Annotated in this window: 15 protein-coding genes; 4 read left to right on the forward strand and 11 right to left on the reverse strand. The window is 68.0% G+C overall.

Features of this window, described 5'->3' with window-relative positions:
• Positions 1 to 5: 5 nt before the first annotated feature.
• From EPAKOI_RS12970 to EPAKOI_RS12980, 3 genes are all read right to left on the reverse strand, one after another.
• Complete coding sequence (locus tag EPAKOI_RS12970; RefSeq protein WP_423192366.1) at positions 6 to 725, reverse strand: GntR family transcriptional regulator; 720 nt, start codon at positions 723 to 725, stop codon at positions 6 to 8.
• A gap of 795 nt (positions 726 to 1,520) precedes the next feature.
• Positions 1,521 to 2,339: a prolipoprotein diacylglyceryl transferase gene (gene lgt, locus EPAKOI_RS12975; RefSeq protein ID WP_124683414.1), complete on the reverse strand. Its 819-nt coding sequence runs from the start codon at positions 2,337 to 2,339 to the stop codon at positions 1,521 to 1,523.
• 51 nt (positions 2,340 to 2,390) lie between these two features.
• The gene (locus EPAKOI_RS12980; RefSeq protein ID WP_423192367.1) at positions 2,391 to 3,335 is read right to left on the reverse strand and encodes a LysR family transcriptional regulator; all 945 of its coding nucleotides are present in this window, start codon (positions 3,333 to 3,335) and stop codon (positions 2,391 to 2,393) included.
• Positions 3,336 to 3,469: 134 nt separating this feature from the next.
• Between EPAKOI_RS12980 and ilvD the strand changes: the two genes are divergently transcribed.
• Entirely contained in the window at positions 3,470 to 5,143 is a 1,674-nt protein-coding gene (ilvD, locus tag EPAKOI_RS12985; protein ID WP_423192368.1) for a dihydroxy-acid dehydratase, read from the forward strand.
• Positions 5,144 to 5,472: 329 nt separating this feature from the next.
• On the opposite strand, the gene EPAKOI_RS12990 is transcribed toward ilvD, so the two are convergent.
• From EPAKOI_RS12990 to EPAKOI_RS13000, 3 genes are read right to left on the reverse strand one after another with little or no spacing between them, the layout of a single operon-like run.
• Positions 5,473 to 5,964 (reverse strand): hypothetical protein, encoded by a 492-nt coding sequence (locus tag EPAKOI_RS12990; protein ID WP_423192369.1) that lies wholly within the window; start codon positions 5,962 to 5,964, stop codon positions 5,473 to 5,475.
• Positions 5,961 to 6,395: a DNA polymerase III subunit chi gene (locus EPAKOI_RS12995; protein ID WP_423192370.1), complete on the reverse strand. Its 435-nt coding sequence runs from the start codon at positions 6,393 to 6,395 to the stop codon at positions 5,961 to 5,963. The genes EPAKOI_RS12990 and EPAKOI_RS12995 overlap by 4 nt, the downstream gene beginning before the upstream one ends.
• 27 nt (positions 6,396 to 6,422) lie before the next feature.
• Positions 6,423 to 7,955: a leucyl aminopeptidase gene (locus EPAKOI_RS13000; RefSeq protein WP_124683409.1), complete on the reverse strand. Its 1,533-nt coding sequence runs from the start codon at positions 7,953 to 7,955 to the stop codon at positions 6,423 to 6,425.
• Between the two features lie 164 nt (positions 7,956 to 8,119).
• Here EPAKOI_RS13000 and lptF point away from each other — a divergent pair, with 164 nt between their 5' ends.
• Genes lptF through EPAKOI_RS13015 form a run of 3 tightly spaced genes read left to right on the forward strand, consistent with a single transcriptional unit; the run spans position 8,120 to position 10,808 of the window.
• Positions 8,120 to 9,247, forward strand: a complete 1,128-nt coding sequence (lptF, locus tag EPAKOI_RS13005) for an LPS export ABC transporter permease LptF (RefSeq protein ID WP_423192371.1) — start codon at positions 8,120 to 8,122, stop codon at positions 9,245 to 9,247.
• On the forward strand, positions 9,244 to 10,413 hold the full coding sequence (gene lptG, locus EPAKOI_RS13010; protein ID WP_313835247.1) for an LPS export ABC transporter permease LptG: 1,170 nt from the start codon (positions 9,244 to 9,246) through the stop codon (positions 10,411 to 10,413). Before lptF ends, lptG begins: the two co-directional genes overlap by 4 nt.
• Positions 10,410 to 10,808, forward strand: a complete 399-nt coding sequence (locus EPAKOI_RS13015; RefSeq protein ID WP_313835391.1) for a CbiX/SirB N-terminal domain-containing protein — start codon at positions 10,410 to 10,412, stop codon at positions 10,806 to 10,808. Before lptG ends, EPAKOI_RS13015 begins: the two co-directional genes overlap by 4 nt.
• A gap of 85 nt (positions 10,809 to 10,893) precedes the next feature.
• Here EPAKOI_RS13015 and cobA read toward each other — a convergent pair whose 3' ends face one another.
• The 5 genes from cobA to EPAKOI_RS13040 are packed head-to-tail and all read right to left on the reverse strand — an operon-like array spanning position 10,894 to position 15,416.
• Positions 10,894 to 11,667 (reverse strand): uroporphyrinogen-III C-methyltransferase, encoded by a 774-nt coding sequence (cobA, locus tag EPAKOI_RS13020; protein ID WP_313835248.1) that lies wholly within the window; start codon positions 11,665 to 11,667, stop codon positions 10,894 to 10,896.
• Between the two features lie 39 nt (positions 11,668 to 11,706).
• Positions 11,707 to 13,011: a sulfate adenylyltransferase subunit 1 gene (locus tag EPAKOI_RS13025; RefSeq protein WP_423192372.1), complete on the reverse strand. Its 1,305-nt coding sequence runs from the start codon at positions 13,009 to 13,011 to the stop codon at positions 11,707 to 11,709.
• Positions 13,012 to 13,036: 25 nt separating this feature from the next.
• Positions 13,037 to 14,008 carry a sulfate adenylyltransferase subunit CysD gene (gene cysD, locus EPAKOI_RS13030; protein WP_124685041.1) on the reverse strand — a complete coding sequence of 324 codons (972 nt, stop codon included), beginning with the start codon at positions 14,006 to 14,008 and terminating at the stop codon, positions 13,037 to 13,039.
• A 26-nt stretch (positions 14,009 to 14,034) separates the two neighbouring features.
• Positions 14,035 to 14,841 carry a phosphoadenylyl-sulfate reductase gene (locus EPAKOI_RS13035; protein ID WP_313835250.1) on the reverse strand — a complete coding sequence of 269 codons (807 nt, stop codon included), beginning with the start codon at positions 14,839 to 14,841 and terminating at the stop codon, positions 14,035 to 14,037.
• A complete protein-coding gene (locus EPAKOI_RS13040) occupies positions 14,838 to 15,416 on the reverse strand; it encodes a DUF934 domain-containing protein (RefSeq protein ID WP_124683403.1) in 579 nt (192 codons plus the stop codon). Before EPAKOI_RS13040 ends, EPAKOI_RS13035 begins: the two co-directional genes overlap by 4 nt.
• Position 15,417: the final 1 nt, after the last annotated feature.

Genomic DNA, 15,417 nt, shown 5'->3' on the forward strand with positions numbered 1-15,417 from the left:
ACGGGTCAGCCCTGCCCGGCCAGGCGCAGGCGGCCGGCCGATGCGGCATCGGGCAGCGGCACCGGCTCGGCCTCGGGTTCGGCCACCCCCAGCGCGCGCAACGCGCCACGCTGGCGCAGCACGTGGGTCTTCATCAGCGCCTCGGCCCCTTCCGGGTCATGTGCCTTCAACGCAGAAAACACCGACAGGTGCTCGGCGCAGGATTCGTGGATGCGCCCCGGCAGCTTCAAACTCTTGTGGCGCGACAGCCGCAGCACCTTGCGCAGGTCGCTGACCACGCCCGACAGCCAGCGGTTGCCCGCCAGCCGCTGGATGGCCTCGTGGATCTGGTAGTTGGTCTCGTAGTAGGCGTCGATGTCGCCCGCGCGCGCGTAGCGGGCCAGATCGGCATGCAGGCCCTCCAGCGCGCCCAGGTCGGCTTCCGTGGCATTGCGGGCCGCCTCGTAGGCGCAGCGGCCTTCCAGCAAGGCCATCAGCGGGAAGATCTCGTCCAGGTCCTGCTCGCTCAGCGCGTTGACAAAGCAGCCGCGCCGCGGCTCCAGCCGCACCAGCCCCTCGGCGGCCAGCACCTTGAGCGCCTCGCGCAGCGGCGTGCGGGACGTGCCCAGCGTGGACGCCAGCGCCACCTCGTCGATCCACGCGCCGGGCGGCAGCGTGCGGTCGTCGATCATCGTGCGGAGCCGGTCCGCCACCTCCAGGTACAGCGCCTGCCTGACGATACGCATCGTGCCCCTTTCGGACCGGAAAACACCGTAACGGAACTGCACGCCCGAGCGGCGATTACGCCGCAATAATTCATAATTACGGGAAGTTCGGCCAATCGCAAGCGGTTTCGATGCTGCATCGCGGCAGGTGTGCGTCAGGCGTGGCTGGAACGGCGGTGACTGCGGGAAATCCATGAGCGCGGCGGGCGCGCGGCGGCGGGATATCGGCCGGATATCGGCGGGATAGCGGCGCGGCAAAACAGGTGCGGCAGGCGACCGCTCCCACCTCCCTGCAGGAACGGTCGCCCGCGCGTGAAAGACTGCCGCGGTCTTGTCATGGGCGTCGGGCAGCGTGGCCGGACGCTTGCGGGTCGGATTGCTTGACTGGCGCCAACCCGACGCCTACCCCGATCAAGCACTCGTCATGGAGTGCGGATGTTCCCGTGCCTTTTCCCGTTCGGCTTTTCGTCGTTGTCATGGCGCGAACGCCTCGCCGTGCGCCCCTCCCCCTGCCGCCATGCCGGGCGGATCGCTGCCCGCCCCGACCATCTTGTAACAACCAACATAGCGAGGACCGTGCCACCGTCGCCAAGTCCTTGATTTCATTGAGGCGGACGAAACACGACTTGTGACACGGGCCAAGGTATGTAACAGGATGTATCTTCGCCGATACGAGTCTTGGTTACGCGGCTGCCTGTATCGTAGGCAACCCAGCCCCTAAATATGCCGAAAACGGTACATAGCGGGACGGGAATGCGTTCGGCGGCGCACGGAAACGGTGCGCCACCTGGTTGCAGAACTGAAACAGGAAGGCCTTCAGCGCGCCGCGCCAGCGGCTGCGCCGTTTGCCTGGCGGCGGTAGGCCCAGACCAGCATCAGCACGCCGGCCAGCACCATCGGCAGGCTCAGCCACTGGCCCATCGACAGCTTGAGCGCCAGCAGGCCCAGGAAGCTGTCCGGCTCGCGCGTGAATTCGGCCAGGAAGCGGAACGCGCCATACCCGATCAGGAACACGCCCGACACCGCGCCCATCGGCCGCGGCTTGCGTGCAAACAGCCACAGGATGATGAACAGCGCCACGCCCTCGCCGGCAAACTGGTAGAGCTGCGACGGATGGCGCGGGATGTTGTCGCCGGCCTGCGGGAAGATCATGCCCCACGGCAGGTCCGTGGCGCGGCCCCACAGCTCGCCGTTGATGAAGTTGCCGATGCGCCCGGCGGCCAGCCCGCACGGAATCAGCGGCGCGATGAAGTCGGTCACTTCCATCCAATGGCGCCGCCGCACCTTGGCGAACACCCACATCGCCACCAGCACGCCCAGGAACCCGCCGTGGAAGGCCATGCCGCCCTCCCAGACCTTGAAGATTTCCAGCGGATGGGTCAGGTAGTAGCTTGGCTTGTAGAACAGCACGTAGCCCAGCCGGCCGCCCAGGATCACGCCTAGCACGCCGTAGAACAGCATGTCGTCCAGGTCCCGCGTGACCCAGCCGCGCGCCGCCACGTGCGGCTGGCGGATGCGCAGCCGGCCGAACCACAGGAACATGATGAAGCCGGCCAGGTACATCAGTCCGTACCAGCGGATGGCCAGCGGCCCCAGGTGGATGGCAACCGGATCGAATTGCGGATGAACGAGCATGTTTGGAAGCGGGGAGAGAAAGCGGTCAGGTTGAGCGCGGGGCGGGCCGCGCTATGTAGTTGTCTCACGGCCATGCGTCAGGCCGATGGCGCCGGCCAGCCCCGTGGCGATGTCGATGAACGACCGCAGCACCGGGGCCACGCCGGCGACGCCTTCGCGCCAGGCCAGCCCGGTCTCGATCTCGGGGCCGGCATCGCGCAGCGCCAGGTACGACACGCCGGTGCGCCGCAGGTTGCACAGCGACGCGGGCACCAGCGCCACGCCCATGCCGGCCGACACGAGGCTGACGATCGTCTGCATCTGGATGGCCTCCTGGGCGATCACCGGCGTCAGGCCGTCGCGCGCATAGTAGCCCGTAATGATGTCATAAAACGCCGGCGCGCTTCGGCGCGGGAAGATGATCAGCGGCTCGCGCGCGGCGTCGCGCAGCGACACCTGCGCCGGCACCTGCCGCGCGCCGGGCGGCCGCCAGCCATCCGGCACGGCCAGCACCAGCGGCTCGCGCACCAGCGGCAGGTACGACAGCCCGTGCGGCATCACGGCAAGCTGCGGGCGGATGACCAGCCCGGCGTCGATGGCCCCGTCGGCCAGCGCTTCGAGCTGGACGTCGCTGGTGGCCTCGCGCAGCTGCAACTGGACGTCCGGATGCCGTGCGCGGAAATGCCGCAGCAGCTCGGGCAGGATGCCGTAGTCGGCGGTGCTGACAAAGGCCAGCGCCAGCGACCCCACCTCGCCGCGCGCCAGCCGCTGGGCCAGGCCGGGCAGCGCGGCGGCATCGGCCAGCACCCGGCGCACCTCGGGCAGCCACTGCTGGCCGGCCGGGGTCAGCATTACCGAGCGGCGGGTGCGCACGAACAGCGGCACGCCGATTTCCGCCTCCAGCGCCTGGATCTGTTGCGACAACGGCGGCTGCGTCATGGCGAGCCGGCGCGCGGCGCGTCCGAAATGGAGCTCCTCGGCGACGGTGACGAAGTAGCGCAACTGGCGCAGGTCCAAGCGCGGTGCCTCCCCGAATCCAGTCGGATTGATAGGTTTTTCGACTCAATAACGGTCGAATAATATATTGGACACGCAAAATGGCAAGGCGCATGCTCTGCGGCACAACAACGACATTCCCCCGGAGAGACCCCATGGCTTTCAACAAACGCTCCCAGCACATCACGCAAGGCGTGGCGCGCTCCCCCAACCGGTCGATGTACTACGCGCTGGGCTACCAGAAGGAAGACTTCGACAAGCCGATGGTCGGCATCGCCAATGGCCATTCGACGATCACGCCGTGCAACGCCGGCCTGCAGCGGCTGGCCGACGCAGCCGTGGAAGCCATCCGGGCCTCGGGCGCCAACCCGCAGATCTTCGGCACGCCGACGATCTCCGACGGCATGTCGATGGGCACCGAGGGCATGAAGTACTCGCTGATCTCGCGCGAAGTGATCGCCGACTGCATCGAGACGGCCGCGCAGGGCCAGTGGATGGACGGCGTGGTGGTGATCGGCGGCTGCGACAAGAACATGCCCGGCGGCATGATCGCGCTGGCCCGCACCAACGTGCCCGGCATCTACGTCTATGGCGGCACGATCAAGCCCGGCAACTGGAAGGGCAAGGACCTGACCATCGTGTCGTCGTTCGAGGCCGTCGGCGAGTTCACGGCCGGGCGCATGAGCGAGGAGGATTTCGAGGGCGTGGAGCGCAACGCGTGCCCGTCCACGGGGTCCTGCGGCGGCATGTACACGGCCAACACGATGAGTTCGTCGTTCGAGGCGCTGGGCATGTCGCTGCTGTATTCGTCGACCATGGCCAACCCGGACCAGGAAAAGGTGGACAGCGCGGCCGAATCGGCCCGCGTGCTGGTGGAGGCCGTCAAGCGCGACATCAAGCCGCGCGACATCATCACGCGCAAGTCGATCGAGAACGCCGTGACGCTGATCATGGCCACGGGCGGCTCCACCAACGCGGTGCTGCACTACCTGGCGATTGCGCACTCGGCCGAGGTGGAATGGACGATCGACGATTTCGAGCGCATCCGCCGCCGCGTGCCGGTGATCTGCAACCTGAAGCCGTCGGGCGCCTACGTGGCCACCGACCTTCACCGCGCGGGCGGCATCCCGCAGGTCATGAAGATCCTGCTCAACGCCGGGCTGCTGCATGGCGACTGCCTGACCATCACCGGCCGCACGCTGGCCGAGGAACTGGAGCACGTGGCCGACCAGCCGCGCGCCGACCAGGACGTGATCATGCCGATCGACAAGGCGCTGTACAAGCAGGGTCACCTGGCCATCCTCAAGGGCAACCTGGCCGAGGAAGGCGCCGTCGCCAAGATCACGGGCCTCAAGAATCCGGTCATCACCGGGCCGGCACGCGTGTTCGAGAACGAGCAGAGCGCGATGGAAGCCATCCTGGCCGACAAGATCCAGGCCGGCGACATCCTCGTGCTGCGCTATCTGGGGCCCAAGGGCGGCCCGGGCATGCCCGAGATGCTGGCGCCTACGTCGGCCATCATCGGCAAGGGGCTGGGCGAGTCGGTGGGCTTCATCACGGACGGCCGCTTTTCGGGCGGCACCTGGGGCATGGTGGTGGGCCACGTCGCCCCCGAAGCCCACGTGGGCGGCAACATCGCGCTGGTCCAGGAAGGCGATTCGATCACGATCGACGCGCACCAGTTGCTGCTGCAACTGAACGTTCCCGACGACGAACTGGCCCGCCGCCGCGCCAGCTGGCAACAACCGGCACCGCGCTACACGCGAGGGGTACTGGCGAAGTTCGCCCGCCTGGCATCGACGGCCAGCAAGGGGGCGGTGACGGATTGATGTTGCTGGCTTGTCGCAGTTAGCACTGCTGGCCCTCTCCCCCGGCCCCTCTCCCTCGTTGCGGGAGAGGGGAGACAGCATTGGGTCGAGTCGAGGTCTTCACTGGCTTTTTGCTCCTCTCTCCCGCGCTGCGGGGGGAGACAACATTGGGTCAATGTCGAAGTCTCCACCGGCTTTTTGCTCCCCTCTCCCGCGTGCGGGAGAGGGGTTGGGGGAGAGGGCGTTGAGGGTCTGCTTGCTGACTTGTCGCAGTTAGCACTGCCTGCCCTCACCCCCGGCCCCTCTCCCGCGCTGCGGGAGAGGGGAGCAAACCAACCCAGAAGATGCAGCTAAACCCCGCCTGGATCGCGTTCGATTTCTTCCAGCGTGGCGTCGAGCCATTCGACCAGGCGGGCTTCCAGGGCCTGGGTCAGTTCGCTGGCGAGCTGGGCGGTCAGCGGGGCCAGCCGTGATTGCAGCGTGGCCTCGGTGTGGGCTTCCACGACCTGCGGCCATTCGGTGCGAAAGCGCATCATCACGCGCGTCAGCAGTTCGGTGCGAACAGCGCGCAGGTCGTCCTCGCCGGGCTGGAAGGCCGCGGGGTCGGCCAGTGGTTCGGTGTCGGGCGCCGTGACGATGTCCGGCAGCGACTCGGTGTCTCCCACGGCCGTCACCAGGCCCGAATCGGGCATGTCCGCCGTGTCGATCACCGCCGCTCCGGGCCGGGCGGCCGGGGTCGCCTCGAACACCGTGTCCGGCAACTCGACGATTTCCGTCAGCAGCGGCACGCTGTCGTTGGGCCCCAGGCGCGGGATCACCCGCGAAGTCGTGCGTTCGCTCATGCCGATTCTCCCTTGGCCTGCCCGATGTCATGGTGCGTGAGCGGGTAGCCGCGCTCACGGTAGAAGCGATAGCGTTCGCGGCCGGCGTCGCGGGCGTCCGGCGTCGCGCCGACCACCTCGATCAGCCGCTCGAAGCTGGCGAACTGCGGCGGGGCTTCCGCCGCGATGTTCACCAGCAACTGGCGGTGCGGCACCTGGTCCAGCGTGGCCGCCAGGATGATCGGCGTCACCGCCGCATTGGGGCTGTCCAGCCCGCAGTGCGGCAGGAAGTCGAGCGGCGAGAACGACCACAGCCGCGCGTCGAGCTGCCCCAGCTGCTGGGGCGCGCCGTAGACCACGACCTTCTGCCCGGCGCCGTACGCCTTGCGGACCAGGCGGCAGACGTAGGCCAGCGTATCCGGCACGTTGCTGTGGAAGTCGATGCGCGTCATGGATGGCTGCCTTGCCCTGTCGGCCGCTTACGCGGCGCGGTCCATCAGGAACTGCGTCAGCAGCGGCACCGGGCGGCCCGTGGCGCCCTTGGCCGCGCCGCTCTTCCAGGCGGTGCCGGCAATGTCCAGGTGGGCCCAGTCGTACTTCTCGGTGTAGCGCGCCAGGAAGCAGGCCGCGGTCACGCTGCCGGCCGGACGGCCGCCGATGTTGGCCATGTCGGCAAAGTTCGACTTGAGCTGGTCCTGGTAGTCGTCGTCCAGCGGCATGCGCCAGGCGGTGTCCATGGCCTTGCGGCCGGCGTCCAGCAACTGGTCGGCCAGCATGTCGCTGCGCGCGTACAGGCCGCTGTTCACGTGGCCCAGCGCGATGATGCAGGCGCCGGTCAGCGTGGCCACGTCGACCACGGCGGCCGGCTTGAAGCGTTCCACGTAGGTCAGCGCGTCGCACAGGATCAGGCGGCCCTCGGCGTCCGTGTTCAGGATCTCGATGGTCTGGCCCGACATGCTGACCACCACGTCGCCCGGCTTGGTGGCGTTGCCGGCCGGCATGTTCTCGCAGGTGGGCACCACGGCAATCACGTTCAGCTTCAGGCCCATCTCGGCCACGGCCTGGATGGTGCCCAGCACCGACGCGGCGCCGCACATGTCGTACTTCATCTCGTCCATGCCCTCGCCCGGCTTCAGCGAGATGCCGCCGGTGTCGAACGTGATGCCCTTGCCCACCAGCACCACCGGCGCGGCCTTGGCGCTGGCACCGTCGTAGCGCAGCACGATGAACTGCGGCGGCTCGACGCTGCCCTTGGTCACGGCCAGGAAGGCGCCCATGTTCAGGGCCTCGATCTGCTTGCGGCCCAGGATCTCCACCTTGAGCTTGTGGCGCTTGGCGATGCCGCGCGCGGTATTGGCCAGGTAGGTCGGCGTGCAGATGTTCGACGGCAGGTTGCCCAGGTCGCGCGTCAGTTCCATGCCGTTGGCGATGGCGGTGCCGCGTACCACGGCCTGGGTGGCGGCCTTGCCGTCGGCCACGTCCACGGCCAGCACGATCCGGCGCAGCGTGGGCTTGTCGGCCGTGCCGGCGCCCTTGGCCGGGCGCTTGAGTTCGGGATGGCGCTCCAGCAGGCGGTAGCCGGCCTCGCGCACGATGGTGATCGTCGTGATCACGCCCCAGGTCATGTCGCGCTGGGGCGGCACCTGCTGTGCCAGGCACCACAGCGCCGTGGCGGCGCGCGTGCTGCCCAGCGCACGCATGGCGGTGCGCACCGCTTCGGCAAAGGCGCGGTCGCTGAACTCGGCCTCCTTGCCCAGGCCCACCAGCAGCACGCGGGCGGCGCCAATGCCGGCCACCTCGTGCAGCATCAACTGGGTGCCGCGCTTGCCTTCGAAGTCGCCCTGGCGCACCAGACGCGCCACCAGCCCCTTGGTGGCCACGTCCAGCGCCTTGGCCACGTCGGCAAGGTTCTGGCCCTCGAACAGGCCCACCACCAGGCAGTCGGTCTTGGTGGCCAGGAAACCATTTTGGCCGGCTTTGCTCAGATCCAGGGCTTTTGTGCTAAATTCCATCGCGCTTCCTTCCAGGGGCTCGTCGAAAAGAAAGCCCCCATTATCCGCGATTTTCATCCGCGATCTGCCGCCGCCGATCCTGCAAGCTGACAGCCCGCGGTCCTGCCAGTCCCTCGGCCCCGGCACATCGCCCGCTCCGGCCGGAAGCCGGAAGCGATTGGCGCATGATTTTTCAACAAGCCCTGCGACGCGAGCTTGCCTACACCGCCGGTGCGGTGTTCCTGGTGATGCTGACGTTCATGCTCACGTCGCTCGTGATCCGCATCCTGGGCATGGCCGCCAACGGCAAGGCCAGCCCCAACGACGTGCTGATGCTGATCGGCCTGGCCACCATTGGCTACCTGTCGATCCTGCTGTCGGCCACGCTGTTCATCTCCACCCTGATCGTCCTGACCCGCTGGTACAAGGATTCGGAGATGGTGGTGTGGTTCTCGGCCGGCATCTCGCTGCGCGACCTGGTCAAGCCGGTGCTGCAGTTCGCCACGCCGTTCTTCATCATGGCGCTGCTGCTGGGCATGTTCGCCTGGCCGTGGGCCAACCAGCAGAGCGCGCTGTTCCGGGACCGGTTCCAGCAGCGCGGCGTGCTGTCGATGATCGCCTCGGGCCGCTTCATCGAGCCCGCCAACGGCAACTACGTGCTGTTCATCGAGGGCATCGACGCCGACATGAAGCACGCCCGCAACGTGTTCGTGGCCAATTCCGAGGCCGGCAAGATCGGCGTGGCGCTGTCGCACCAGGGCCAGTTCGAGACCCAGCCCAACGGCGACCGGCTGGTGGTCATGGAGAACGGCCGGCACTACGCCGGCGTGCCGGGCCAGCTCAACTATCGGATCCTGGAATTCGATAAGTACGCGGTCAAGGTCGACAACAAGCCGCCCGAGACCGAGGCCGACCTGCCCGCCAAGAGCCGCGACACCATCGACCTGCTGCGCAATCCCACCCGCGACAACATGGCCGAGCTGCTCTGGCGCGTGTCGCTGCCGATCCTGGCCTTCAACTTCGTGATGATCGCCATCCCGCTGGCCTACGTGAACCCGCGGCTGGGCCGCTACACGCCGCTGGTGTTCGCGGTGCTGATCTACCTGACCTACAGCAACACGATCAACCTGGCGCAGGCCTGGGTGCGGTCGGGGTCGCTCTCGTTCTGGATGGCGCTGATTCCGCTGCACGTGCTGGTGTTCCTGTGCGCGCTGATGCTGTTCCGCTATCGGCAGAACCGCAGCCTGGGCGGCTGGCGGGCCGTGTTCGGCCTCAAGCGCAAGGCCAATGGCAATGCCGGGGGCCAGGCATGAGGGTGCTGGCCGTCTACGAGCGCTATTTTGCGCGGCTGATCTACGGCGTCTTCGCGTTCATCCTGTTCGCGGTGCTGTCGCTGTTCATCTTCTTCGACATGCTCAACGAGCTGGAAAGCGTGCAGGGCGGCTATACGTCGCTGGTGGCGTTCTTCCACGTCATGCTGCAGGCGCCCACGCGCGTCTACGAGGTGCTGCCCATCGCGGTGCTGATCAGCGCCATCTACGTGTTTTCGCAGCTTGCCAGCCAGTCGGAGTTCACGATCTTCCGCGTGGCCGGGCTGAACACGCGCCAGGCGCTGTTCTCGCTGTTCAAGCTCGCCGTGCCGCTGGCGCTGGTCACGTTCGTGTTCGGCGAATTCATTGGCCCGGCGGCCGAGCAATACGCGCAGAAGATCAAGCTGCAGGCGATTGGCGCGACGGTATCGTCCGGCTTCCGCTCGGGCGTCTGGGTCAAGGACCGTGACCGCGATACGTCCGCGGGTGGCGGCGAGATCACACGTTTCGTCAACGTCCAGGGTCTGCGCCCGGACCAGACGATCAACGGCATCACGATCTACGAGTTCGACCAGGACTACCGCCTGCGCGTGATCCGCGTGGCCAAGGAAGGGCGCTACCAGGGCGGCCAGCAATGGCAGTTGAACGACGTCAACGAGACGCGCTTCGTGGAACTGCGCGACGGCGCGGCGGCGCCCGCCCCGGCCAAGCGCGACGCGCTGGCGCCCGATTTCCGGGCCGAGCAGGCGCTGTTCCCGAACATGGTCATGCATTCCGAGCTGACGCCGCAAATCCTGTCGGTGCTGCTGGTGACGCCCGAGCGGATGTCGACGCTGGACCTGTTCCGCTACATCCGCCACCTGCGCGACAACAAGCAGGACACACAGCGCTACGAGATCGCGTTCTGGAAGAAGGTGGTCTACCCGCTGACGCTGTTCGTGATGGTGGCGCTGGCCCTGCCCTTCGCCTACCTGCACGCGCGCGCCGGTGCGGTGGGCGTCAAGGTGTTCGGCGGCATCATGCTGGGGCTGTCGTTCCACCTGGCGAACACGCTGTTCTCGCACGTCGGCCTGCTGCACACCTGGCCGCCGATTGTCTCGGCGCTGGTGCCAGGCACGCTGTACCTGACCTTCGCGCTGACGTCGCTGCGCTGGGTCGACCGGCACTGAGCGCCATGCGGCAAGCCATCGTCCTCTTTGGCCACGGCGCGCGCGACCCGCGCTGGCGCGAGCCGTTCGACCGGCTGCATGCCAGGCTGTCGGCACTGCGGCCCGATTGCGTGGTGCGGCTGGCCTTCCTGGAACTGATGGCGCCGTCGCTGGCGGAGGCCATCGACGCGCTGGCTGCCGAGGGCATCGACGCGGTGACGGTGGTGCCCGTGTTCCTGGGCCAGGGCGGGCATCTGCGGCGCGATTTCCCGCTGCTGGTCGAGGAATGCCGGGCGCGCCATCCGGGCGTGGATATCGGCGTGGCCACGGCGGTGGGCGAGGCCGATGTGGTGCTCGACGCGATGGCGGCCTACTGCGCGCAGGCCGTCTCTCCCGGCAACGGGGCGCAGCCCTAGCCATCCCGCACGCCGCAGCGAGCCCCAGCAAGCAAAAAGGCCAGGATTCCCCCTGGCCTTTTTTCGTTCTGCCACCGCAGCGGCGTTACGCCGCCCTGTCCACCGCTACCGCCTCCGCCACCTCGGTCGCACGGGTCCCCAGGGCCTCGCCGATCATCAGCAGGCTGGGCTGCACCGGGTCCATCCAGCGCGCGGCCTCTCCGGCGGCCATCTCGCGCAGCGTGAACTGGTGGCTGCGCTGGCGCGGCGTGGTGGCGGCTTCCACCACCCAGGCAGGCGTGGACGCCGGCTTGCCACGCGCGATGAGCTGGGCGGCGATGTTGGCGGCCTGGTCGCGGCCCATGTAGTAGACGATGGTGTCGGCCTTGACGTCGGCCTCGACATCCACCGCATCGGCAGCCTTGGCCTGGGTGGCGAATGCCACGCTGCGCGATACGCCGCGCCGGGTCAGCGGCCGGGCGATGGCGCTGGCGGCGGCCAGCGCCGCCGTGATGCCGGGCACCACCTCGTACGCGATGCCCGCGGCCTCCAGCGCCTGCAGTTCCTCGTCGGCGCGGCCGAACAGCATCGGGTCGCCGCCCTTGAGCCGCACCACGCGCTCATACTTGCCGGCCAGGTCGACGATCTGGCGGTTGATGAACAGCTGCGCCGTCGAGCGCTGCCCGCAGCGCTTGCCCACCTCGATCAGCTCGGCCTGGGGGCACCAGGCCAGCATCTCGGGCGACACCAGCGCGTCGTGCAGCACGACCTGGGCTTCGCCCAGCAAGCGGGCACCGCGCACCGTAATGAGGTCGGCCGCACCGGGGCCTGCACCAATCAGGTACACCTTGCCGGTCGAGGTTGCCTTGCGCGTGTTCATCTGCACCACCATTACCATTGCTGTCCGTTCGGGACGATATCAGGCATACGCACGGATCATGCCCGCCGCCACCGTGTGATTGGTGGCCTCGTCGATCAGCACGAAGGCGCCCGTGGCCGGGTTGTCGCCGTAGGTGTCGCAGACGATGGGCTTCTGCAGCGACAGCTGCACCGATCCGATGTCGTTCAGGCGGATGTCGTGGCGGCCGGTCTCGTGCGACAGCGTGTGCACGTCCAGCACGCGATCCACCGCCGACACGCGCGCGAACACGCTGGCCGTGGTGTGCTTGAGCACGTACTTGCGCGACGGGTTCAGCGATTCGTCATCGAACCAGCACAGGTCGGCCGTCAGCTTCTTGGCCGAAGCCGCCGTGGCGTCGGCCGCCACGAACATGTCACCGCGTGACACATCGACGTCCTCGGACAGGCGCACCGTGATGGTGTCGCCGGCGTTGGCCGAATCGGCCGCGCCGTTCGGCGTCAGCACCTCGGCCACCACGGCCTCGCGGTTGGCGGGCAGCACGCGCAGCTTCTGGCCCACGCGCACCGTGCCGGCTTCCACGCGGCCGGCATAGCCGCGGAAGTCGTCGGCGGCGGCGCCGTCCTGGCGCACCACCAGTTGCACCGGAAAGCGCAGCGCCGCGTCGCCCTCGGGCGCCACGTCTTCCACCCGCAGCGCCTCCAGCAGCGGCAGCAGCGGCTCGCCCTGGTACCACGGCATGGCGTCGCTGGCGTGGACGATGTTGTCGCCACGCAGCGCCGACACCGGCACGTAGACCACGTCCTTCAGGCCAAGCTGGTTTGCCAGCTCGGCGTAGGCGGCGCGGATCTCGTTGAAGCGCTGCTCGCTGTATTCCACAAGGTCCATCTTGTTCACGGCGACGATCACGTGCTGGATCTCCAGCAGCTTCAGGATCGCCGAATGGCGCTTGGTCTGCGCCAGCAGCTCGGCACGGCCGCCGGTCACGGTGACGCGCGTGGCGTCCACCAGCACGATGGCCGCGTGCGCCGTCGACGCGCCCGTCACCATGTTGCGCGTGTACTGCTCGTGGCCCGGCGTATCGGCGATGATGAACTTGCGGCGCGCCGTGGAGAAATAGCGGTACGCCACGTCGATCGTGATGCCCTGCTCGCGCTCGGCCTCCAGGCCGTCGGTCAGCAGCGAGAAGTCGATCTCCTCGCCAGCCGTGCGCTTGTTCTTGGCGTTGGCCAGCGCGGTCAACTGGTCGGACAGCACGGCCTTGCTGTCGAACAGCAGGCGGCCAATCAGCGTGCTCTTGCCGTCGTCGACGGAACCCGCCGTGATGAAGCGCAGCAGGCCCTGGTGTTGCGAATATTGAGACATGTTCGTGTTCCTCTGCGGCATCGGCTTAGAAGTAGCCTTCCTTCTTGCGGCGTTCCATCGACGCTTCGCTGGTCTGGTCGTCCATCCGCGTGGCGCCGCGCTCGGTAATCTCGGTCACGGCCGTCTCGGCGATGATCTCGACCGGCGAGGCCGCGGTGCTGGCCACGGGGCAGGTGCAGCTGATGTCGCCCACGGTGCGGAAGCGGACCGACAGCACCTCGCTGACGTCGCCGTCCTGCTTGGGAGTGATCGGCGTCACGGGCACCAGCAGGCCGTTCTTGCGCACCACTTCGCGCTCGTGCGCATAGTAGATCGGCGGCAGCGCCAGGTTCTCGCGGGCGATGTACTGCCACACGTCCAGTTCCGTCCAGTTCGAGATCGGGAACACGCGCATCTGCTCGCCGGCGGCCATGCGGGCGTTGTACAGGCTCCACAGCTCGGGGCGCTGGGCCTTCGGGTCCCACTGGCCGAACTCGTCGCGGAACGAGAAGATCCGCTCCTTGGCGCGCGCCTTTTCCTCGTCGCGGCGGGCGCCGCCCATCAGCGCGTCGAACTTGTGCGCCTCGATGGTTTCCAGCAGCGTCACGGCCTGCGCGGCGTTGCGCGAATCGGTTTCCTTGCGCAGCCGCACGGTGCCGCGCTTGATGGAGTCCTCGACATGGCCCACCACCAGCCGCGCGCCCAGTTCCGCCACGCGCTGGTCGCGGAAGGCGATGACCTCGGGGTAGTTGTGGCCGGTGTCGATGTGGACCAGCGGGAACGGCAGCTCCACCTTGCGGTCGCCCAGGCGGAACGCCTTCAGCGCCAGGTGCAGCATGACGATCGAGTCCTTGCCGCCCGAGAACAGCAGCGCCGGGTTGCGGCACTCGGCCACCACCTCGCGGATGATGTAGATCGACTCGGCTTCCAGCCGGTCGAGGTGGTCGTTCTGGACCTGAAGCAGGTGTTCCACGTTGGCGGCCACGCCTGCGTCTGCGATGTCGTTCATGATGCCCATGTCGTTATCGGCCTCTGGTAATTCGTTCAATGCTTGATGTTCTGCTCGTGGAGCCCGCACTCTTTCGAGTCCTTCGACTCCCACCACCAGCGCCCCGCCCGCACATCCTCGCCCGCCTTCACGGCCCGCGTGCACGGCTCGCAGCCGATGCTCGGGTAGCCCTTGGCGTGCAGCGCGTTGACCGGCACGTCGTGGCGCGTCAGGTAGGCCCAGACCTCGGCCTCGGTCCAGTCGGCCAGCGGGTTGAACTTGGGGATGCCGCGCGCCTCGTCCAGTTCCTCGAACGGCAGCTCGGCGCGCGTCACGGCCTGCTCGCGGCGCTGGCCCGTCATCCACGCGTCGGCGTGCGACAGCGCGCGGTTCAGCGGCTCCACCTTGCGGATGCCGCAGCAGGTCTTGCGCAGGTCCACGCTGTCGTAGACGGCGTTCAGGCCGTGCTTGCGGACGTAGTTGTCCACCGCTTCCTGGTCCGGCGTGAACTGCTCGACCGTGTAGCCGTAGCGGGTCTGCACGGCGTCCAGCACCGCCAGCGTCTCGGCGTGCAGGCGGCCCGTGTTCAGCGTGAACACGCGGATGCCGGCGCGCACGGCGTCGGTGCCGCGCAGGATCGCGTCGGTCAGCACCATGTCCTCGGCGGCCAGGCTCGTGGCAAAGCGCGCGCGGAAGAAACGCCCGGCGATGCCCGCCAGCCGCTCGGCCAGCGCGCGTTCCTTGGCTTCCAGCGCCTCGACCGAGCCCGTGTACAGCGGCATCGTCCACAGCGCTGGGGGGCGCAGCGACGACACCTGGGGCGCGGCCCCGTCGACCACGGGGATCTCGGAAATCGTGCTCATGCCGAACCTTGCGCTGTCACATCGGCGCGGGCGCGGCGGAACAGCGGCAGCGGCTCGTCCACCGATGCCTGGTACGCCACCGTGAACTCGGTGAAGCCCTTGATCGCGTCGTCGATGTTCTTGTCGGCGCGCACGGCGAACGTGTCAAAGCCGCAGCGCTTCATGAAGTTGAGCTGGTCGCGCAGCACGTCGCCGATGGCGCGGAGCTGGCCGGTCCAGCCGTAGCGGGTGCGCAGCAGGTAGGCCGACGAGAAGCCGCGGCCATCGCGGAACACCGGAAAGTCGACCGCGACGACCGACACCTGGTCGAACAGCGGCTGCGCATCGGCGGGTTCGTCCTCGGGGGCCAGCCACACGCCGGTGACAGCCTTGTCGCGGCCGGCCAGCAGCGCCTGGTTGTCCTTCCACACGGACAGCGGGAACAGCACGGCGTCGGCGCCCTGTGCCACGGCGGCAATGCGCGCGGCGTCCAGCGGCTGCTCGTCGGTGGCGCGCAGCACGGTCCAGTGGTCTTCGACGATGACGGGACGGAATTGGCCTGCGTCGTCGCGTTGCAGTTGAATGATCTTTGCCATG

This window comes from Cupriavidus sp. H18C2 (assembly GCF_049393795.1).
GTDB classification, from domain to species: Bacteria; Pseudomonadota; Gammaproteobacteria; order Burkholderiales; family Burkholderiaceae; genus Cupriavidus; species Cupriavidus pauculus_C.

Bases quoted from the DNA above. Each gene is read 5' to 3' on its own strand.
- EPAKOI_RS12970 (WP_423192366.1), bottom strand. From the start codon at position 725: ATGCGTATCGTCAGGCAGGCGCTGTACCTGGAGGTGGCGGACCGGCTC.
- lgt (WP_124683414.1), bottom strand. From the start codon at position 2,339: ATGCTCGTTCATCCGCAATTCGATCCGGTTGCCATCCACCTGGGGCCG.
- ilvD (WP_423192368.1), top strand. From the start codon at position 3,470: ATGGCTTTCAACAAACGCTCCCAGCACATCACGCAAGGCGTGGCGCGC.
- EPAKOI_RS12990 (WP_423192369.1), bottom strand. From the start codon at position 5,964: ATGAGCGAACGCACGACTTCGCGGGTGATCCCGCGCCTGGGGCCCAAC.
- EPAKOI_RS12995 (WP_423192370.1), bottom strand. From the start codon at position 6,395: ATGACGCGCATCGACTTCCACAGCAACGTGCCGGATACGCTGGCCTAC.
- EPAKOI_RS13000 (WP_124683409.1), bottom strand. From the start codon at position 7,955: ATGGAATTTAGCACAAAAGCCCTGGATCTGAGCAAAGCCGGCCAAAAT.
- lptF (WP_423192371.1), top strand. From the start codon at position 8,120: ATGATTTTTCAACAAGCCCTGCGACGCGAGCTTGCCTACACCGCCGGT.
- lptG (WP_313835247.1), top strand. From the start codon at position 9,244: ATGAGGGTGCTGGCCGTCTACGAGCGCTATTTTGCGCGGCTGATCTAC.
- cobA (WP_313835248.1), bottom strand. From the start codon at position 11,667: ATGAACACGCGCAAGGCAACCTCGACCGGCAAGGTGTACCTGATTGGT.
- EPAKOI_RS13025 (WP_423192372.1), bottom strand. From the start codon at position 13,011: ATGTCTCAATATTCGCAACACCAGGGCCTGCTGCGCTTCATCACGGCG.
- cysD (WP_124685041.1), bottom strand. From the start codon at position 14,008: ATGGGCATCATGAACGACATCGCAGACGCAGGCGTGGCCGCCAACGTG.
- EPAKOI_RS13035 (WP_313835250.1), bottom strand. From the start codon at position 14,841: ATGAGCACGATTTCCGAGATCCCCGTGGTCGACGGGGCCGCGCCCCAG.
- EPAKOI_RS13040 (WP_124683403.1), bottom strand. From the start codon at position 15,416: ATGGCAAAGATCATTCAACTGCAACGCGACGACGCAGGCCAATTCCGT.